Annotated in this window: 16 protein-coding genes; 9 read left to right on the top strand and 7 right to left on the bottom strand. The window is 60.5% G+C overall.

Going from position 1 to position 18,846, the window contains the following annotated elements:
• Positions 1 to 160 precede the first annotated feature (160 nt).
• The 3 genes from QZW03_RS17405 to QZW03_RS00750 all read left to right on the top strand — a co-directional run bounded on the left by QZW03_RS17405 (position 161) and on the right by QZW03_RS00750 (position 3,463).
• A complete protein-coding gene (locus QZW03_RS17405) occupies positions 161 to 607 on the top strand; it encodes an HIT domain-containing protein (RefSeq protein WP_366481297.1) in 447 nt (148 codons plus the stop codon).
• Between the two features lie 1,120 nt (positions 608 to 1,727).
• Positions 1,728 to 2,036: a helix-turn-helix transcriptional regulator gene (locus QZW03_RS00755; RefSeq protein WP_296507426.1), complete on the top strand. Its 309-nt coding sequence runs from the start codon at positions 1,728 to 1,730 to the stop codon at positions 2,034 to 2,036.
• Positions 2,033 to 3,463 (top strand): HipA domain-containing protein, encoded by a 1,431-nt coding sequence (locus QZW03_RS00750; RefSeq protein WP_296507424.1) that lies wholly within the window; start codon positions 2,033 to 2,035, stop codon positions 3,461 to 3,463. Before QZW03_RS00755 ends, QZW03_RS00750 begins: the two co-directional genes overlap by 4 nt.
• Before the next feature lie 48 nt (positions 3,464 to 3,511).
• On the opposite strand, the gene QZW03_RS00745 is transcribed toward QZW03_RS00750, so the two are convergent.
• The gene (locus QZW03_RS00745) at positions 3,512 to 4,984 is read right to left on the bottom strand and encodes a PLP-dependent aminotransferase family protein (protein WP_296507422.1); all 1,473 of its coding nucleotides are present in this window, start codon (positions 4,982 to 4,984) and stop codon (positions 3,512 to 3,514) included.
• A gap of 73 nt (positions 4,985 to 5,057) precedes the next feature.
• Here QZW03_RS00745 and QZW03_RS00740 point away from each other — a divergent pair, with 73 nt between their 5' ends.
• Positions 5,058 to 5,699, top strand: coding sequence for an FMN-binding negative transcriptional regulator (locus QZW03_RS00740; RefSeq protein WP_296507420.1), 642 nt, complete (start codon positions 5,058 to 5,060; stop codon positions 5,697 to 5,699).
• A 122-nt stretch (positions 5,700 to 5,821) separates the two neighbouring features.
• On the opposite strand, the gene QZW03_RS00735 is transcribed toward QZW03_RS00740, so the two are convergent.
• Positions 5,822 to 6,286, bottom strand: a complete 465-nt coding sequence (locus QZW03_RS00735) for an Lrp/AsnC family transcriptional regulator (protein ID WP_296507419.1) — start codon at positions 6,284 to 6,286, stop codon at positions 5,822 to 5,824.
• Between the two features lie 130 nt (positions 6,287 to 6,416).
• On the opposite strand from QZW03_RS00735, the gene QZW03_RS00730 reads away from it, so the two are divergent.
• From QZW03_RS00730 to QZW03_RS00720, 3 genes are read left to right on the top strand one after another with little or no spacing between them, the layout of a single operon-like run.
• The gene (locus tag QZW03_RS00730; protein WP_296507418.1) at positions 6,417 to 8,030 is read left to right on the top strand and encodes an aminotransferase class V-fold PLP-dependent enzyme; all 1,614 of its coding nucleotides are present in this window, start codon (positions 6,417 to 6,419) and stop codon (positions 8,028 to 8,030) included.
• 44 nt (positions 8,031 to 8,074) lie between these two features.
• The gene (locus QZW03_RS00725) at positions 8,075 to 9,850 is read left to right on the top strand and encodes a thiamine pyrophosphate-binding protein (RefSeq protein ID WP_296507417.1); all 1,776 of its coding nucleotides are present in this window, start codon (positions 8,075 to 8,077) and stop codon (positions 9,848 to 9,850) included.
• Positions 9,847 to 10,245, top strand: coding sequence for a VOC family protein (locus QZW03_RS00720; RefSeq protein ID WP_296507415.1), 399 nt, complete (start codon positions 9,847 to 9,849; stop codon positions 10,243 to 10,245). Before QZW03_RS00725 ends, QZW03_RS00720 begins: the two co-directional genes overlap by 4 nt.
• Positions 10,246 to 10,262: 17 nt before the next feature.
• Here QZW03_RS00720 and QZW03_RS00715 read toward each other — a convergent pair whose 3' ends face one another.
• Positions 10,263 to 10,871 (bottom strand): hypothetical protein, encoded by a 609-nt coding sequence (locus QZW03_RS00715; protein ID WP_296507413.1) that lies wholly within the window; start codon positions 10,869 to 10,871, stop codon positions 10,263 to 10,265.
• A gap of 134 nt (positions 10,872 to 11,005) precedes the next feature.
• On the opposite strand from QZW03_RS00715, the gene QZW03_RS00710 reads away from it, so the two are divergent.
• Both QZW03_RS00710 and QZW03_RS00705 read left to right on the top strand, forming a co-directional pair.
• Positions 11,006 to 12,586 (top strand): winged helix-turn-helix domain-containing protein, encoded by a 1,581-nt coding sequence (locus QZW03_RS00710; protein WP_296507411.1) that lies wholly within the window; start codon positions 11,006 to 11,008, stop codon positions 12,584 to 12,586.
• 52 nt (positions 12,587 to 12,638) lie between these two features.
• The gene (locus QZW03_RS00705; RefSeq protein WP_296507409.1) at positions 12,639 to 14,786 is read left to right on the top strand and encodes an NAD(P)-binding protein; all 2,148 of its coding nucleotides are present in this window, start codon (positions 12,639 to 12,641) and stop codon (positions 14,784 to 14,786) included.
• A 100-nt stretch (positions 14,787 to 14,886) separates the two neighbouring features.
• On the opposite strand, the gene QZW03_RS00700 is transcribed toward QZW03_RS00705, so the two are convergent.
• Genes QZW03_RS00700 through QZW03_RS00685 form a run of 4 tightly spaced genes read right to left on the bottom strand, consistent with a single transcriptional unit; the run spans position 14,887 to position 18,800 of the window.
• Positions 14,887 to 15,891 (bottom strand): oligopeptide/dipeptide ABC transporter ATP-binding protein, encoded by a 1,005-nt coding sequence (locus tag QZW03_RS00700; RefSeq protein WP_296507408.1) that lies wholly within the window; start codon positions 15,889 to 15,891, stop codon positions 14,887 to 14,889.
• Positions 15,888 to 16,859 carry an ABC transporter ATP-binding protein gene (locus tag QZW03_RS00695; protein ID WP_296507407.1) on the bottom strand — a complete coding sequence of 324 codons (972 nt, stop codon included), beginning with the start codon at positions 16,857 to 16,859 and terminating at the stop codon, positions 15,888 to 15,890. Before QZW03_RS00695 ends, QZW03_RS00700 begins: the two co-directional genes overlap by 4 nt.
• A 6-nt stretch (positions 16,860 to 16,865) precedes the next feature.
• Positions 16,866 to 17,777, bottom strand: coding sequence for an ABC transporter permease (locus QZW03_RS00690; protein ID WP_296507405.1), 912 nt, complete (start codon positions 17,775 to 17,777; stop codon positions 16,866 to 16,868).
• 42 nt (positions 17,778 to 17,819) lie between these two features.
• Positions 17,820 to 18,800, bottom strand: a complete 981-nt coding sequence (locus QZW03_RS00685) for an ABC transporter permease (protein ID WP_296507403.1) — start codon at positions 18,798 to 18,800, stop codon at positions 17,820 to 17,822.
• Positions 18,801 to 18,846 lie beyond the last annotated feature (46 nt).

Here is an 18,846-nt window from a genome sequence, read left to right as displayed (position 1 = left end):
CCGGGTTTGGCAGTTTTTAATCACGATTGAAGGCAATGAAACATGCCGACAATCCAGTGCCCATGGGGCTTTCAAGGGAGATCAGATGTCCAGTTTATGGACCAGTGACCAACTTATAGAGCAGGGTTTGCTCTATGCATTACGTTAGACGCCACGACCCATGCGCCGCGCCATATCAATCGCCATCACGTTTGCTGTCGGAATCGCTCTTGGTGGTTGGCTCTTCTCAAGAACGATCCCGAGGTCATTCCTTGCCGCATCTACATGCGAAAGTAGCTGCTACAAGCCAAATGACCTCGTTGGGTTGCTCGCGTCGGCAGTTATTCAGCAAACGTCGAACCTTATTCCTTCCGTCGGTGAGTCGAACGAGTGCGTCGCGGTCAAGCACCCGAGGCCAGAAGGGCGGGTGCATCTTGTCTTTTTTCCAAAGCGAGACGTTCGAAACATTCTTGAACTGCAACCAGAAGACTCGCCGTACGTACTGGGATGTTTCGCGCTTGCGAGAGAACTTGCCAAACGTGAGGGTGTGCTCAACTACCGCCTCTACACGAATGGCCCGGCCCTGCAGCATGTAACGTATCTGCACTTCCACTTTGTCGCGAAGTAAGGTGTCGTTTAACCCTTCCATCGCGCAGCAAGCGCCGCGAAGCGGTTTTCTGCTGCTGCGTGTCCTAGCCGAGCGAAATGTTAGGCACTTGATCTAGAACCATAATTTGTACCTGCGCTTGTTCTCTTTGTGTAGCTTAATGTCATCTCGAAGCGCAGATCGATCGTTGCCCTGACCAACGAAACCAATGTAGATAAAGAGAACTCCAAGCAAAACGCCAAATAGTCTCACCAGCCAAGATGGTGCATCGCCTGCGACTTCTGAAGGTAGCAGACTGTAGACGCTTCGGTACACTAAAAGGCCACCTATGGGCCAACAAACTGCGCGCCTGAGCCAAACCCAAAGGTGTGCGAGAGTGCGTTCGGAAGTGGATGGCGGCTTACGCTGGTCTCTAGTGCCGAAGTAGTCCGCAATTGCCACCAACACGGCGATGAAACCGATCATGACGAAGGCGCCACGGGTTACTCCGTACACTAGAAAAATTACAGCCGCCCAGAAGGCAAGGGCAATTAGAGAGTCTTTTTTCATTCGTCTAACGCAATGTCCAGAGCAAACCCTGCTCTATAAGTTGATCACTGCTCCATAAATTGGACATCTGATCTCCATTGAACGCCCCATGGGCACTGGATTTTCGGCATGTTCCATTGCCGTCAATCGTGATTTAAAAAACTGCCAAACCCGGCAGCAGTTGGGTTTCAGTGTAATTGCGTTGCCAAGTACCAAACATCCCCCAAGCGGGTGATTCGCGCTCTTTGTTTCTGCAACCGGGGATTTGACGCCACCCGATGCAATCAAGCCGTTTAAGAGACAAATCAGCCTCTGGCGCTTATGGAATATGCGCGAGACGCTATCACAATGGTAGCGCCGTGGTGTTCTTGACCAGGCGTTTGTGCACGTGGTTGTCGCCCGCACAGTCGGTGGCCGCGACTTTGAGCAGGTCACCCACATCACCGCTGATGCGCGGCAGGACTCCATCACTTCGGGCGTGAAGGCCTGTTAAAAATTGTTTCGTCCATCCAAAACAATCGATCCATTCGTCGTGTGAGAATAATTATTTTGATATTCCGTAATTAATTCTCTATCATCGCCATTTCGTTAATTATTCCTGTAAGGCGAAACAATGGCCCGCAAACTCCACGCGCTCGCTGCCGACCCGACTCCACACATTCTCGATCTGGCGGGGCTGGGCATCCATGTGCGTAACCAGCGGGTGCGGCACGGGCTGCGCATTGACGATGCGGCGGCGCTGTGCGGCGTGTCGGCCGACGTGCTCTCTCGGTTAGAAAACGGCAAGGCCATTACCGTGGACCGCTTGTTGCTGGTGCTGCAAGGCCTGGGCTTGCATTTGTTTGCTGTGCCGGCCAGTCTGGCCCATGCCACCGAAGCGTCGATTGCCGCGCTGGCTGCACCTGCGGAGCCCTTGCCATGAACGACGACCTGTTTGCCTTGCCCAACCTGAACTACGCCTTGGACATTTTTTCGGGCAACGAAGCCGTGGCCCGTGTGGCCCTGGACCCGCAGGCGGACCGGTTTGCGCTGCAGTACACCGCCGGGTGGCAGTCTTCGGTGGTGGGTTATGCCTTGTCCCCGCACTTGCCTTTGGGGCGGGCGGCGGATTCGCATTCCATACGCCGCTTTCTAGAAAACCTGTTGCCCGAGGGGCGGGCGCTGGACGTGGCGTCCACGCACACCAGCATCCAAAAGAACAACATCTTCGGCCTGATTCGCTACTTGGGCCAAGAGACGACCGGGGGGCTTAGCTTTTTGCCCGCAGGCCAGCGGCCCGCAGCCTTGCCCGCTGTGGCGCGGGAGTTATCGCCCGACGAGTTGGCGCAGCGCATTGCCGCTCGTGCCCAGGTGCCGTTCAGCGTGTGGGACGGCAAGGTGCGCATGTCAATTGCCGGTTACCAAGACAAGCTGTTGGCCCATTGGCACGACGGGCGCTGGTGGTTGGCGGATGGGGCGGTGCCGTCGACCCACATCCTCAAGCCCGAGCCGCTGAGCGCAAGCCTGCCATGCATGGTGGCCAACGAGCACTTTTGCATGCAGCTGGCAGGGCGCATCAGCCAGCAGCGCTACGGGCAGCGGCATGTGGCCGAAGTGTCTATCGTGCGAGTTCCATCGCCCGTGCTGGTGGTGAAGCGCTTTGACCGCGCACCCACCGGCCAGGTGCAGCACGCGCAGGTGGTAGACGCGAGTGGCCAACCTACGGGGGAAACCTTGGCCTTGGCCGCGCAGCAGCGGCTGCACATCATTGACGGCTGCCAGGTGGCAGATTTGCCGCCAGCCGCTAAATACGAGCGCAACCTGGGGAGCGGGGCAGACGTAGCGCACATCCGCGATGGCGCCAGTTTTGAGAAGATTTTTGCGGCCAGAGCGCATCTGGAAACTCCTGCCCTTGGCATGCAGCGGCTGGTGCTGTGGGCCGCCACCACGCTACTCCTTGGCAATAGCGATGCGCATGGCAAAAACATCTCCTTTCATGTGAGTCGGGCGGGCTTGAATGTGGCGGAGCTGTATGACCTCGTCAGTGTGATGCAGTACCCCGCGAACGCTATTGACCACGAGCTGGCCATGGCGTTTGGCGATGTGTTCGCGCTGGACGGGGTGAAGTCGTTTGCATTGGCCGACCTGTGCGAGCGCTGCGGCATACCCCGAGCCTTTTTTGCCCGTGAGCTGGATAGCCTGTGCAGTGCGGCCCTCGTGCAAGCCCCGCTGCAAGCCGAAGACACCGTCTACACCGAGACCGAGCGCGCGCTGGTCCAGCAGATTGCAAGCGCCGTGGTGCAAAGGGCCACCGCGCTCAAGGCGTGGGTGAAAGAAGTGCCTAAGTTCAAGCGGGATGTGTTGCGGTAGTTTTGGTGCCAAATAGGCTTCTAGCCCTAGCAGATATTGCGCAAGAAGCTATCTATTTAGTAGCAATTTACCCAGCGTGGCGGCAGCCTTGCGCAGCGCCACCCCGTCGTACCCCGCGTAACCCAACAGCCATCCCCTGCGTTGGGACGCGATGGCGTAACGCGACAGCGGCGCCAGCATCAAGCCTGCCTGCTCGGCACGTGCGGACAACGCGAGGTCGTCCTGGCCCCCCGGTAGTTCGTGCAGTAGGTGCAAGCCTTGTTCGCTGGGCTGCAACACCATGCGCCCTTGGCTGGCCTTTGCCAAGGCCTCGATCAAGACTTTCTGGCGCTGCGGATACAGCTCGCGCATGCGGCGCAGGTGCCGTAGCAAATGCCCCTCGGTGATGAAGCGGGCCAGCACGTCTTGCGCGTCGCCGGGCGCGTGGCGGTCGGTCAGCGCACGGGCCATCGCGAAGGCGCCGGCCAGTGCGTGCGGCAGCACGATGAAACCCAGGCGCAAGCCGGGGTGCAGTGTTTTGGAGAAGGTGCCCACATACAGCACGCGCTGCGCATGGGGCAAGCTGCATAGCGCGGGCAGGCGGTGTGTGCCGTACTGGAACTCCCCGTCGTAGTCGTCTTCCACCACCCAAGCCTGCTGCGCGTTGGCCCAGTCCAGCAAGGCCAGGCGGCGGGGCAGGCTCATGCGCACGCTGGTGGGGAATTGCGAGGTGGGTGTCACCACCGCCAGCCGGGCGGCGGGCCACAGGGATGCGGCTTGCTCCACGACCACGCCTTCGCGGTCCACCGGCACCGGGCGCACCGTCACGCCGTGACCGACCAGGCTGGCGCGTATGCCGGGGTAGCCCGGGTCTTCTACCCAGGCTTCATCGCCCACATCCAACAGCAGCCGGCCGACCAAGTCAATAGCTTGTTGCGAGCCCGAGCAGATGACGATTTGGGTGGCTTCGCAGCGTATGCCGCGCGACGCCCACAGCCACTGTGCAACCGCGTCGCGCAGCGCGGGTGAACCGGCAGGGTCCAGGTACTGGGCCTGTGCCATGCGCTGCTCCTTGGAGGCCTGGCGCGCTAACCGGTCCCACACCGCAAAGGGAAACGTGGCGATCTCGGGTGCACCAATGCGAAAGGGTAGCGCGGGCTGCAAGGGAGGGTTCCAACGCAGCACCGTGTCGGCAACCAGGCGCCCACGCTGTGACAGGCCTGCGGTAACGGGGGGACGCAATCCCTGGGCTGCCGCGCCCGAAGACGCCAATGCGCCCAGGTTGTCCGCCACATAACTGCCATCGCCCACACGCGCCACGACATAACCTTCGGACTGCAAGCGCTCCAGCGCCCACAACACGCTGTTACGCGAGACGCCCAGCGTCTTGGCCTGATCGCGTGACGCGGGCAGGCGCGTACCCGGCTTGAAGGTGCCTTGCTCCATGGCGCGGCGCAGCTCCAGATAGACCTGCTGCCGCACACTCCCGCTGCGGGGCTTGTGGGGCGGCATCTGGTCGGGCGCAATGGTTCTTTGAATCACTTTAAATTGGCTCTTTATTTATATAAGAAAGTTTATAAACTGAAGAGCCAATTTACCAGCACGCTTGTTCACCATGACCTACCTGCCCTCCCACTTTGCTGAGACCGACGTCGCTACCTTGCACGCCCTGGTGCGGTCCCATCCGCTGGCCACCTGGGTCGTGCAGCATGAGGGGGAATTGCTGGTCAACCACATCCCCATGTTGCTGGACGTGGAGCGCGGCGAACACGGCACGCTGGTCGGCCATGTTGCCCGCGCCAATCCGGTGTGGCAGGCGCTGGCAGCAGGGGCGCCATCGGTCGCGGTCTTTACGGGTGCGCAGGCCTATGTGTCGCCCAACTGGTACCCCAGCAAACAGGCCAACGGCATGGCCGTGCCGACCTGGAACTACGCCACGGTGCATGCCCATGGTGTCCCGCAGGTGTTTGACGATGAAGCACGCGTGCTGGATATCGTGACGCGGCTGACCCAGACCCATGAGTCGGGTCAGGCCCACCCTTGGCAGGTGTCGGACGCACCCGCCGACTACATCTCCAAAATGCTGCGCGCCATCGTCGGTATCGAGATTCCGGTGCAGCGCTGGGTCGGCAAGTGGAAGGTGAGCCAGAATCGCCCGGCGGCGGACCAGCGGGGCGTAGCCGCAGGATTGGGGGGCCAAGCGGGCGATGCGGCTGCGCACATGGCTGCGCTGGTGCAGCAAAGGATCAAGGGGTAGAGGTCTGTATGACCGTGTGGCCAAGCACCATGGCTTTATCCGATATGACTACGCATTGAGCTGAGACTTGAATTTCACATGAAATAGGCCTCTAGCCCTCATGAAGTATGCGCAAGCCGCTATCACAATGGTAGCGCGGTAGTGCTCTTGATCTCTTCCATGGAGAACGCGCTGGACACTCCGGCCAGCTGCGCGTTCTGAATCAGGCGTTTGTAAAAGCGGTCGTAGCCCGCAATGTCGGCGGCCACGACCTTGAGCAGGTAGTCCACATCGCCGCTCATGCGGTGGAACTCCATGACCTCGGGCATGGCGGCTACGGCGGCGGCGAATTCGCGCAGCCAGGCGTCGTCGTGCCGGTTGGTGCGCAGGCTCACAAACACGGTGACTGGCAGACCGGCCTGCTCGCGGTTGACGATGGCCACGCGCTTGGCAATCAGCCCTGACTCCTCCATGGCCTTCACCCGTTTCCAGCAGGGCGTGGTGGACAGGCCCACCTTTTCGCTGAGCTGCGCCACCGACAGGGTGCCGTCTTGTTGCAGCGCGCTCAGAATAGCGCGGTCGGTGCGGTCCAGCTCTTTAGAGGTCATGGGTTCTGCTCGCTGTTAATTTTGAGAATATTCATTCTACAGAAATAGATAAGTAGATGAAAAGCGAAACGTTTGCACCGCAGGCGCGGCCTACCATCATGGTTTTGCCACCCACCCCGAGCGAACTGCCATGCACGCACCTGCCCACGAGATTTACCTGGACTGCAATGCCACCACCCCCGTGCTGCCTGCCGCGCGCGATGCTGCGGTGTTGGCCCTCATGGGCCAGTTTGGCAACCCCAGCAGCAGCCACAGCACCGGCTTGCGTGCCAAGGCTCTGTTGGATGGCGTGCGTGCGCAGGCGGCCCGTGTGTTGGGCACGGGCAGCGGGCAGTTGTTGTTTGTGAGTGGCGCGACCGAGGGTATTCAGACCGCCGTGTTGTCGGCCCTGTGCGAGGTGCGCGCCCGGCGGGACGCGGGTGAGGCGGCAGACGGCCCCATTTTGCTTGGTGCCACCGAGCACAAGGCCGTGCCCCAGGCGGTGGCCCACTGGAACCATTTGCTCGGCCTGCACTTGCCGGTGCTGACCGTGCCGGTGGATCGCCAAGGCCTGCACGATCTGGAGTTTTTAAAACAACATGTGCCCGGCGCCACTCTGCTGTGCACCATGGCCGCCAATAACGAGACCGGTGTGGTGTCGGACCTGGCGGGCATAGAGGCGGCGCTGGGGGCCAGCGGCTCCCGCGCGCGCTGGCTGGTGGACTGCGTGCAGGCACTGGGCAAGTTGGATATGAACCTCGCCGCCACGCGCGTGGACTACGCGCCTTTTTCGGGTCACAAGCTGTATGCGCCCAAGGGCATCGGCATGCTCTATGTGCGCGAAGGCAGCCCTTACACCGCGCTCATGGCCGGTGGCGGCCAGGAAGGCGGTAGCCGCGCCGGCACTGAAAACATGCCCGGCATTGCTGCGCTGGGTGCCGTGTTGCAGGTGCTGGAGGAGGGCGACACCACCGTATTCCGCCCCCATGGGCAACTGGAGCGCGACCGGGCGCGCCTGGCCGATGCGCTGCGCACCGCCTTCCCCGGCGTGGTGTTCAACATGCCGTTTGCGGGCAGCCTGCCCACCACGCTCAATTTTTCGGTGCCGGGCCTGCGCAGCAGCACGCTAGTCAATGTGTTTGACGCGGCCGGCATGCGGGTGAGCGCGGGCAGTGCGTGCAGCGCCGCCAAGGCCGAGCCCAGCTATGTGTTGCAAGCCATGGGCCTGCCCGTGTGGCAAACCACGGGTGCAGTTCGCCTGTCGATAGGGGCCACGGTGGACGATGCCTTCATTGACGAGGCCTGTGCCCGCATTGCCCTGTGCGGTCAGGTGCTGCGCGCATCGGCCGTGCCCGGCGCTAAGCCTGCAGCAGACACGGCGACTGTGGGAGCCCCAGCAATAGCAGTCGCCGCTGCCGCTAGGGGTGCAGACGCTGGCGCACTGTCCGCCCAGGCCTTGGGTGCCTTTTTTCAGCTCTACCCCGATGCCCGCATGGTGGATGTGCGCGACGCCGCGGAGCACCAGGCCAGCCGCCACCTGCTGCCCTGGGCGCATACCGTGGTTCACCACACGCCCGCGGTGAATGTGCCGCTGGAAACGCTGCGCCACACCATGCCTGCCGACTTTTCTGAGGCACTCGGGCCACTGGTCATGTTTTGCCGCAGTGGTGCGCGCAGCCGGCAGGCCGCGGCCTTGTTGCGCGAGCGTGGCCACCGCCAGGTGTGGCACCTGGAGGGCGGCTTGGCGCTGGCAGAAATGGCATAGGGTCGTGCGCAACACGCATGGCTTGCGGCTGCACAATGGCGGGCATGCAGACACATTCTTCCACCCCTGACGCATCCCCCCAACTCGCCGGCCACCTGCTGGTGCAATGCCTGATCGCCCAAGGCGTGACCCACGCCTTTGGCGTGCCCGGCGAGAGCTATCTGGCCGTGCTGGACGGCTTTCACCGCTACCGGGAGCAGATTCGCTTCATCATCAACCGGCAGGAGGGCGGGGCTGCTTTCATGGCCGAGGCCCAGGGCAAGCTCACCGGGCGGCCGGGTATCTGCTTTGTGACCCGCGGGCCGGGTGCTACGAATGCCAGCATCGGCGTGCACACCGCGTTTCAAGATTCCACGCCCATGGTGCTGTTCGTGGGCGATGTGGCCAGCGAGCAGCGCGACCGCGAGGCCTTTCAGGAGATGGACTACCGCGTGATGTTTGGCCCCAGCACCTTGGGCATGGCCAAGCGGGTGGAGCGCATTGACGATGCGGCGCGCATCCCCGAATACATTGCCCGTGCCTTTGCCACGGCTATGAACGGCCGACCCGGCCCCGTGGTGCTGGTGTTGCCGGAAGACATGTTGACCCAAACCCTGATGCCCGACGCCGCAGGCCAACTGCCACAGCCGTTGGCTCAGGTGGAGCCGGTGGAGGCTTGGAGCGACCCGGGGGCCTTGCGGGACCTGCGCCAGTTGTTATTGAAATCAGAGCGCCCTTTTGTTATCGCCGGTGGCGGTGGCTGGACGCCGCAGGCCGCCCAAGCCCTGCAGCGCTTTGCCGAAAACTGGCGCCTGCCGGTAGGCAATGCCTTTCGCTTTCAGGACACGTTTGACAACCACCACCCGCAGTACGCGGGTGATGTGGGCATCGGCATCAACCCGGCGCTGGCCAAGCGGGTGCGCGAGAGTGACTTGATCATTGCCATCGGCCCGCGCTTGGGTGAAATGACCACGGGCGGCTACACCCTGCTGCAAGCGCCCAAAACCGCGCAAACGCTGGTGCATATCCACAGCAGTGCCGAGGAACTCAACCGCGTGTATCAAGCCGATCTGGCCATTCACGCCAGCATGCGCGCCGCCGCCCGATCGCTGGAGGTGCTGACCGCACCGGTCAATGTGCCGTGGGAAGCGTGGACGCAAGGCTGCAACGCCGATTACCAGGCCAACCTGGTGCCCAGCGTGATCAAAGACTTGCCCGCTGACAACGAGCGCGGCTTAGTGGACATGCCCAGCGTGATTGCCACGCTGCAAAAGCACTTGCCAGCCGACGCCGTGCTGACCAACGGTGCCGGTAACTTTGCTAGCTGGCTGCACCGCTTCTACCGCTACACCGGCTTGGCCGCAGGGCACAAGACCCAGCTGGCGCCTACCAACGGTGCCATGGGCTATGGCGTGCCGGCGGGCATCGGCGCGGCCATTCTGACCGGGCGCACGGCCTTCACCATTGCCGGCGATGGCGACTTTTTGATGAATGGCCAAGAGCTGGCCACCGCCGTGCAACACGGCGCCAAAAGCATCATCCTGCTGCTGAACAACGGCATGTACGGCACCATCCGCATGCACCAGGAGCGCGAGTACCCCGAGCACGTGGCCGGCACCGCGCTGGCCAACCCCGACTTTGCAGCCTTGGCCCGCGCCTATGGCTACGCGGGGGTCACCATCCGCAAGAGTGCTGACTTTGAAACGGAGCTGCTGGCCGCATTGGCGCGACCCAATGGCACCGTGATTGAAGTGGTGCTGGAGCCCGAACTCATTAGCACCCGCGGCACGCTCGCGGCCATGACCCAGGCAGCCTTGGTGCAAACCGCGTTGCAGCGATGAGCCTCGCACTGCTGGGCGTGCACCATGTGGCGGTGATTGCGTCGGACTACGAGCGCTCCAAGCGCTTTTATGTGGAGGTGCTGGGGCTGCAGGTGTTGGCAGAAAACTTCCGTGCCGCCCGCAATTCCTGGAAGCTCGACCTAGCACTGCCTGATGGCACGCAGCTAGAGCTATTTTCGTTTCCTGAGCCGCCGGCCCGTCCGTCAAGACCCGAAGCCTGTGGACTGCGGCATTTGTGCTTTGCTGTGGCCGATGTGGCGGCCGCTCAACAAGCGCTGGAAGCTGCGGGCGTTCCGGTGGAGGACATCCGGGTGGATGAGTACACCGGCCGGCGTTTTACTTTTTTCGCTGACCCTGACGGCCTGCCACTAGAGCTGTACCAAACGGGCGCTTGAGCCGGCGGATAGCCCGGTCAGGCTGACTGCGCTGTGCGGAACAGGCGGTTTCCCGCGGTCGGTGCCGCTGGGGTGGGGCCCACAGGTTTTTTGGCGCCCATGGGGGGTAGGAGTATGAAAGGCCCGGGGCCATTGTCGGTCCACTGCGAGCAGGCCATCACATAGCTTTGGCCGTTCTCCGGGGTCTCCGTGTCAACGATCAAGGCAATCCGCATGCCGCTGAAATCGTTCTGGGTGTAGAGCCGGCGCACGCCGACTGCACCGGGGATGGCGGGTAAGCGGATGGTTTTCGCAGGGGTCCAGCGGTGGCGCAGGCCTTCAGAAACATCCAGTGCTGTCAGGGGTGTTTCGGTGCGGTACTGGAGGTGCAGGCCTTTTGCCGCAATGACCACGATAGCGCCCGCAGCGTTGCGGCTCACGGTGACGAAGTCCGCAGGCAACTCCAGGTTTTCGAGACGTTGGCCCGTAGCGTCAAAGCGGCTGTCGCCACTATCGGCGATGAAGCTCCAGACATTGCCGTCAGGCCCCAAGCTGATAGCTTCTTCTTGGCCCTGCACGTTGCGCAAGACGGTGGTTTGCTTCCAGAGGCTGGAGGTGGCGTCGGCAAGTTGGATTGGTTTGGACATGTGTATGGTTTTGTAACAACGACTGAGGTGTAGTTTGGAGAACTCTGTCCATAAAGTCTTAAAGGAATCCTTAAAATTCCTGAATCTAGGGCGCATTCCTTGTGACTTTCCCTAAACAACGAGAAGGCACTGTTTTGTCTGTAAATACTATTTCTACTGATAAAGAATCAGGAATCAGTGCGTTTGGCAAATTCGTTTTGCAAAGGCACGAGCGTCGGCTGTTGTGCGATGGGCAAGCTGTTTTGGTGGGCGCACGGGCGTTTGATGTGCTGTGTGTGCTTGCAGACTATGCTGGAGAGTTAGTCACAAAGAAGCGCCTATTTGATCTGGTGTGGCCCGGTCTGGTGGTAGAGGAAAACAACCTACAGGTGCACGTGTCCAGCTTGCGGCGAATTTTGGGAGCCGATGCCATTGCGACGGTTCCTGGTCGGGGCTACCGTTTCACCTTGCGTTTGAACGTGGTGCCGGCCGAAGTCGAGCCGCCGCGAGTCCTAAGGGGCAAAGGGCGTGCTTCAGACCAGCAGGCTTACCGCCGGACCATTGCCGTTTTACCCTTTGTGAACCTGAATGCAGATCCTGACCAAGAGTACTTTTCGGATGGCTTGGCCGAAGACATCATCACCCAACTGACGAAATCACCGTGGTTGCTGGTGGTGTCGCGGAATTCCTCGTTTGCCTATCGCAATACCACCGAGAGCAACCAGTCAGTCGGTTCGGCACTCCGTGCCCGGTACCTGGTGCTAGGCAGTGTGCGGCGTGCAGCGACCATGCTGCGTATAACCGCTGAGTTGGTCGATACTTCTACAGGTGAAACACTGTGGGCAGACCGGTTTGATCGGCCTTTGAGCGATATGTTCGCTGTGCAAGTCGAAATTTCCGGGCAGATTGTTAGCGCGATTGAGCCGGTTTATCTGCACAGCGAAGAGCGCGTCGCGGGCGAAGTGCCGCAACAGAACATGGAGCACTGGGATCTGCTGATGCGGGCCCGCTGGCATTTCTGGCGGACCACGCCTGACCATGTGCTGCAGGCCCAGCAGCTGTTGACACGCGCGCTGGAAATCAAACCCGGCGACTCTGCGTGCTTGTCTTTGATGGCGTTCACGCACATGGCGAAGCTTTGGGGCGCATGGGCAGAGGACCCGCGTGCCACCGTTGCCGAGGCCAACCGCCTGGCACTGGTGGCGGTGCGGAACGACGAGCGCGATGCGTTTGCCCACTTCACGCTGGGAACCGCCTTGTCATGCGCGGGGCAGATGCAGGCGGCCATTGCGGAGCTGGAGTGCTCCTTGGGCTTGTACCCGCAGGCGGCGGCAGCGGCGGGGGAGCTTGGCCGGTTGCTGGTGTTTTCCGGCCGCACAGAAGAAGCTGAAGAATTTATTTTGCAGGCTATTGATGCGAGCCCGCATGACCCGCACCTGAGCCTCTGGATCCGCAGTCGCGCCATTGCTTGCTTTGTTGACGGACGTCACGCTGATGCAGTGCGTTATGCCCGCGAAGCGACGGCTAAGAGGGCAGATTGGTATTTCAATCATTTGCTGTTAGCGGCTTGTTTGTCTGTAGCTGGCGAGCAAGATGCGGCAAAAGCCAGCCTGCATCAGGCCATGAGCGGCCGCGGCTACAACATGCAGGCCATCATGTTCGGCCATCCTTTCGTGCGTGAGCAGCATCGCAACAAGTTTTTGGACGCGCTGAAAGCCGCAGGCTGGCAGGCATAAACTTCGCGGTCGTGGACGCGCAGTGCGGCCACTCTCACCTTGAAAGTCTGTCATGTCCGATGTGCTTGAACTCCGGGGCGGTGTGCCTGTCACCCGCAAAAAGGTTGCCATTCTGGGGGGCGGTATTTCGGCCCTCACCACGGCATTCGAGTTGAGCAGCCAGCCGGATTGGCAGCAGTCCATGGATATCACTATCTACCAGATGGGTTGGCGTCTCGGCGGCAAGTGTGCCACGGCACGTGGCGAGCACATGCGCATTGAGGAGCATGGCATCCATGGCTTTCTCGGTAGCTACTACAACGCACTGCCGATCATGCGTCAGTGCTACGAGGCACTGGGCCGCCAACCCGGTCAGCCGCTAGCCACGTTTGAAGAGGCCTTCAAGCCCGAGAGCTTTGTGCTCATGTGGGAGTACATCGACGGCAAGATGTCCCGCTGGCCATTCACCTCGCCCCGCAATGATTTGATTCCCGGTGATCTGGAATCGCTTGCCAAGTTACAAAAGGTGGAGCATTGGGTGGCAGCGACAGCTGATGTGCTGGACGCCCTGCTGGATCATCATGCAAGCAGTCACCACGAACTCAGTGTAGTGCAGGCAGCAGAGTGGGCATTGGGCCGTGGCTTGGTGAAAGCCGTGGTGGCATTGCTGCACGCTGAGTCCGTGGTGCTGCATGGTGTGGACTCTGTGCTGTGGAAGGCGTTGGACGCGGCTTGGGGTTGGGTGCGCATCGCAGCTGAGCGATTGGTGGACGGCAACACCGAGTTGCGGCGCCTGCTGATCGTTGCCGAATTTCTGCTGGCTATTCTGCGTGGTTGTATCAAGGACGAAGTCGCCAGCAAGGGATTTGATCAGCTGGACGACGAGAACTTCAGTGACTGGCTGATCCGGCATGGTGCATCGGTCATGGTGGCTTCCAGCCCGATGGCGCTGAACACGGTCAACCTGTCCTACCAATACCCCAAAGGTGACACGGCACGCACTGCCCTGATGGGTGCCGGCTGCTACTTGCACTGGACTCTGCGCAGCTTTGCCTATGCGGGGGCATTCGCCTGGTTGTTTGAGGCGGGTACGGGGGAGACCGTGATTGCTCCGCTGTACGAAGTGTTGAAAAAGCGCGGTGTGAAGTTCGAGTTCTTCCATAAGGTGGAGAGCCTGCACCTCAGTGCGCAGCGCGATGCAGTGGAGTCGGTACGCTTCGGTGTGCAGGCCCGACTCAAGCACCCGGAGCGAGGCTATGTCCCCCTGATTGACGTCAAAGGGCTGCCGGCCTGGCCCGGTCAACCCAAGTTTGAGCAATTGGAAGAGGGCGAAGCCCTGCGCGCGGGCAAGGTTGATCTGGAGTCTTACTGGAACGGCTGGAAGCCTGTAGCGCAACGCGAGCTCCGGGTAGGGCGTGATTTCGACCATCTGGTGTTCGCCATCTCCATCGGTGCCGTACCGTACCTCTGCAAAGAGTTAATGGAGGCGAATCCGGCGTGGAAGCACATGGTGGAGAAGGTCACGACCGTCCAGACCCAGACGATGCAGCTTTGGATGAATCGAAGTACGACGGATTTGGGTTGGGATATCGAGTTTAAAAACCCGACAGATACCGTGATCGGTGCAACTTATCTGAACCCGCTGGATGGTCAGGTGGACTTCACGCACCTTCTGAAGTGGGAAGACTGGCCAGCCGATTCTGCACCCCAATCCTTGTGGTATTTCAGCGGAGCGATGGCGGAGTACGAGCCTGCGCCGTCCTTTGAAGACACGGGCTACCCGGCCCGTGCCTACGCGCGTGTGCAGGCGCAATGTGTGCAGTATTTACAGGCCAGCATGGGCCCCTTGTTGCCTAAGGCAACGACCAATGTTGTCAACCCGCCGGGCGACCCCATGGGCCTGGATTTCAGCCTGCTACGTACGGACCCCGCTTGGTCCGCCGAGGGAGTGCAGCGATTCAACCAGCAGTTCTGGCGAGCCAACATTGATCCTACCGAGAGTTATGTGACCTCGCCACCCGGCAGCACTGCCGCGCGCCTGAAGGCTTGGGGCAGTGGATTTGCGAACCTGTCGATCGCGGGTGATTGGATTTATACAGGGCTGAACGTGGGCAGTGTGGAAGGTGCCGTCATGGGTGGGCGGCTGGCTTCGTTCGCGGTCAGCGGATATCCGGCATTGAAGAATATTGTTGGTTATCCAGTTTCACAAGGACCTGGTTGAGGCGCATTCTTTGTGCGCAAGTGCCTGATTTGGTAAAAAAACAGGCCGGTAGATGCCGGCCTATTTTCATTGGGCGCTAGCCTTGCCTGCAAGCCGCAACTCAGATGCGGCCTTCCTCTACCGCGTGGCAAGCGACCCGGATTCCATCGCGTTTGATCATCTCCGGCTTCTCGCTTTTACACCGTGCATTGGCATGGGGACAGCGCGGGTGAAACGCACAACCCGATGGCGGATTGAGCGGGTTCGGCACCTCGCCTGCCACCGCCGTACGGGCTCGACCGGTGTCGTGCATTTTGGGAATGGCATCCAGCAGCATGCGGGTATAGGGGTGGCGCGGGCTGTCAAACAGCGTGTGTTTGTCAGCCAACTCCACCAAGCCACCCAAGTACATGACGCCCACCTGGTCGCTGACATGCCGCACTACCGCGAGGTTGTGCGAGATGAACAGGTAAGTCAGGCCCTGCTTGCGCTGCAGGTCTTTCATGATGTTGAGCACTTGCGCCTGCACACTTACATCCAGAGCGGAGGTGGGTTCATCGCACACCAGAAACTCTGGCTGGGTCGCCAAAGCCCGTGCGATGGAGATGCGCTGACGCTGGCCCCCTGAAAACTGGTGCGGAAACTTGATGCGGTCTTGTGCCGAGAGACCGACGGACTCCAGCAATTCGCCCACGCGCTGGTCCAAGGCGGCTTTCTCACTCAAGATCTCATGTTCGATGAGTGGCTCTGCAATGATGTCGCCCACCGTCCAGCGTGGATTCAGGCTGGCATAGGGGTCTTGAAACACCATTTGCACGCGTCTGCGTAGCTTGCGTCCCTCTGGCGTTTTGAATGCAGCATGGGCATCCTGGCCGTCGAACTCGAAGCCACCACGGGTTGGCTCATACAAGCCGACCAGCAAACGCGCGACCGTGCTCTTGCCGCATCCGGACTCTCCCACCAGAGCGAGGGTGGTCCCCCGTTCAATATCAAAGCTCACGCCGTTTACTGCCTTGAGCAGCATCTTGGGTTTGCGTTCAATCACCCGGTTCAGCCAAGGGGCAGAGACGTCGAAGGTCTTGGCGAGGTCCGTCGCCCTTACCAGCGGTTTGGTATCTTGACTCATGCGGCACCCCCTGCCTCATGCAGCCAGCAGGCTGCCTGGGTGTTGCCTGCCTGCATCAGGTCTGGGCGTTGCTGTGTGCATTTGGCAATTGTGCGGGTGCAGCGCGGGTTGAATGCGCAGCCTTGTGGGATGGCATTCAGTCGTGGCATGGCACCATCAATCTGGTGAAGGTTTTCGCGATCTTGGCTCATGTCGGGGATACAGGCCATCAGGCCCGCTGTGTAGGGGTGTGACGGACGGTTGATCACATCGTGCACGGGGCCGATTTCGGCTACCCGGCCCGCATACATCACAGCCACGCGGTCGCAAGTCTCGGCAATCACGCCCATGTCGTGGGTAATCAGCATGACCGCAGCACCACGCTCTTTGCAGATGGTTTTGAGCAGGGTGATGATCTGCGCCTGGATGGAAACGTCCAGTGCCGTGGTGGGCTCGTCAGCGACGATGAGCTTCGGTTCCGCTGCCAAAGCCAAGGCAATCACGACGCGCTGGCGCATGCCGCCAGAGAATTGGTGCGGGTAGTGGTCTATGCGCTGCTCGGCTGCCGGAATACCGGTGTCTTTCAACAGCTGAATGGCCCGTTCACGCGCCTGTGCCTGGTTCAGTGGCAGGTGGGTGGTGATCGTTTCAATCAGTTGCCTACCGACCGAGTAGAGCGGGTTTAAGGAGGTTAATGGGTCCTGAAAAATCGCACCGATCTTGCGGCCCCGTATCGCACGCATGCGGTCTTGTGGCAGGTTGTCGATGCGCTGGCCTTCCAGCAGAATTTCACCGCCGCCGATACGACCCGGTGGCTCCAGCAGGCCGATGATTGCAGCGCCGGTCAGCGACTTGCCTGCGCCGGATTCACCCACGACGCCCAGAATTTCTCCGGGTGCGATATCGAACGATATTTGGTCGAGCGCACGGAGCGTGCCTTTGCGTGATGGGAACTCCACCACCAGATTTTTAACTTGTAACAAACTCATAGGTGGTTATCTCAAGCGGGGGTTCAGGGCATCGCGCAACCAATCACCCAGCAAATTAACACTCAGGGCAATCAGGACCAGCATGGCGCCCGGGAAAATGGTGATCCACCATTCGCCGGAGAACAGGTAGTCGTTGCCGACCCGGATCAGGGTGCCTAACGACGGTGAGGTGGGCGGAGCGCCGACTCCGAGGAAGGAGAGGGTGGCTTCGGTGATGATGGCCGTGGCTACCTGGATGGTGGCGAGCACCAATACGGGGCCAAGCACATTGGGCAGCACATGCTTGCGCATGATGCGAAGCGGTGCCACACCAGTGACCCGTGCAGCTTGCACATATTCCTTGTTGCGCTCAACCAAGGTACTGCCGCGCACGGTACGGGCGTATTGCACCCAACCCGTCAAAGAGATCGAGATGATTAGTACCCCAAAAGCGAGTGACTCGTGGGCGTTGGGGAAGAGCGCGCGCCCCACACCCGCAATCAGCAAGGCGACCAGGATCGCGGGGAAGGAGAGCATTACGTCGCACAAGCGCATCAGCAATGCGTCTACCCAACCACCCAGGAAGCCTGCCAGCAGGCCAAAACTGACCCCGACCAATAGAGACAACACCACGGAGGCGAGCCCCACGGCCAGCGAGATACGGGCACCGTACATCAAGGCGGACAAAATGTCGCGACCTTGATCGTCGGTACCCAGCAGGTAGCTGGCCTTGCCGCCTTCACTCCAGGCGGGAGGTAGGCGGGCGTTGTCCAGCTGCAATGTGGACAGGTCAAAAGGGTTGTGGGGTGCAATCCAGGGCGCAAAGAGGGCACACACCAGACAGGTGAGAGCAATCAGCGCAGCGAAGATGGCAGTGGGGGAGGTGCGGAAGCTATAGCCCACATCACCATCCCACCACCGGTGAAATAGAGAGTTCAATTGGTGTTCCTCATTGAGGGAAAAAAGGTTGTGTTCTTTGGCTCAATGCCCGCCTGACTTGCCAGCACGCAGACGCGGGTCCACCGCGAAATACAGCAAGTCCACGATCAGATTGATGACCACAAAGATGAGCGCAATCAAGCACAAATACGCGGCCATGACCGGAATGTCTGCAAACGTCACTGCCTGAATGAACAAGAGGCCCATGCCCGGCCACTGGAACACAGTTTCCGTGATGATGGCGAAGGCAATCAAACCGCCCAGCTGTAAGCCGGTGATCGTCATCACAGGTACCAGCGTGTTTTTCAGCGCATGCCCGAAGTGAACAGCTCGCGTTGTCAGGCCCCGGGCACGGGCGAACTTGATGTAGTCGGTTCGCAAGACTTCCAACATCTCGGCCCGTACCAGTCGCATGATCAGGGTGAGCTGAAAAATAGCCAAAGTGACTGCCGGCAACACGATGTGATGCCATCCCTTTGCCGTCAATAAACCACTGGTCCACCAGCCTACCTTGACCACTTCTCCGCGGCCGAAGCTCGGGAACCAGCCCAGCGTTACGGCGAACACCAGAATCAACAAGATGCCGATCAAGAAGGTGGGAAGCGAGACGCCCAGAAGCGACAGGGTCATGAACACTTGGCTCAAGAACGAACCGCGTTTGAGCGCGGCGTAAACGCCCATGGGAATTCCGACCGCAAGTGCCAGAAAACCAGCGACCAAAGCGAGCTCAAGGGTGGCAGGGAAGCGTTCGGCAATTAGCGCGGAGACCTGGGTCCCCTGGCGCAAACTGAAGCCGAACTCGCCCTGGGCAGCATTCCTGAGGAAATGCCAGAACTGAACAATAAAAGGTTGGTCAAGGCCCAGGGCCTGACGCAGTTCCTTGATTTGCTCTTGCGTTGCATCCTGCCCCAACAGGAAGACGACAGGGTCGCCAACATATTGAAACAGCATGAACGATATGAGGGCAACGGTGACCATCACCAATGCCGCTTGCGCTAAGCGCCGCACTATGAATGCAAACATAGATTCAAAAAAATGGGGGCCGCGGCAGATACTGCCGCGACCCCGT

The sequence above is a fragment of the Rhodoferax sp. genome (assembly GCF_013297935.1).
GTDB lineage: Bacteria > Pseudomonadota > Gammaproteobacteria > Burkholderiales > Burkholderiaceae_C > Allorhodoferax.
Note: the sequence above shows the minus strand (reverse complement) of the source record. Positions and strands in the feature narration are given on the sequence as shown.

Bases quoted from the DNA above. Each gene is read 5' to 3' on its own strand.
- QZW03_RS00720 (WP_296507415.1), top strand. From the start codon at position 9,847: ATGAGCCTCGCACTGCTGGGCGTGCACCATGTGGCGGTGATTGCGTCG.
- QZW03_RS00755 (WP_296507426.1), top strand. From the start codon at position 1,728: ATGGCCCGCAAACTCCACGCGCTCGCTGCCGACCCGACTCCACACATT.
- QZW03_RS00750 (WP_296507424.1), top strand. From the start codon at position 2,033: ATGAACGACGACCTGTTTGCCTTGCCCAACCTGAACTACGCCTTGGAC.
- QZW03_RS00700 (WP_296507408.1), bottom strand. From the start codon at position 15,891: ATGAGTCAAGATACCAAACCGCTGGTAAGGGCGACGGACCTCGCCAAG.
- QZW03_RS00695 (WP_296507407.1), bottom strand. From the start codon at position 16,859: ATGAGTTTGTTACAAGTTAAAAATCTGGTGGTGGAGTTCCCATCACGC.
- QZW03_RS17405 (WP_366481297.1), top strand. From the start codon at position 161: ATGCGCCGCGCCATATCAATCGCCATCACGTTTGCTGTCGGAATCGCT.
- QZW03_RS00725 (WP_296507417.1), top strand. From the start codon at position 8,075: ATGCAGACACATTCTTCCACCCCTGACGCATCCCCCCAACTCGCCGGC.
- QZW03_RS00685 (WP_296507403.1), bottom strand. From the start codon at position 18,800: ATGTTTGCATTCATAGTGCGGCGCTTAGCGCAAGCGGCATTGGTGATG.
- QZW03_RS00740 (WP_296507420.1), top strand. From the start codon at position 5,058: ATGACCTACCTGCCCTCCCACTTTGCTGAGACCGACGTCGCTACCTTG.
- QZW03_RS00705 (WP_296507409.1), top strand. From the start codon at position 12,639: ATGTCCGATGTGCTTGAACTCCGGGGCGGTGTGCCTGTCACCCGCAAA.
- QZW03_RS00715 (WP_296507413.1), bottom strand. From the start codon at position 10,871: ATGTCCAAACCAATCCAACTTGCCGACGCCACCTCCAGCCTCTGGAAG.
- QZW03_RS00730 (WP_296507418.1), top strand. From the start codon at position 6,417: ATGCACGCACCTGCCCACGAGATTTACCTGGACTGCAATGCCACCACC.
- QZW03_RS00735 (WP_296507419.1), bottom strand. From the start codon at position 6,286: ATGACCTCTAAAGAGCTGGACCGCACCGACCGCGCTATTCTGAGCGCG.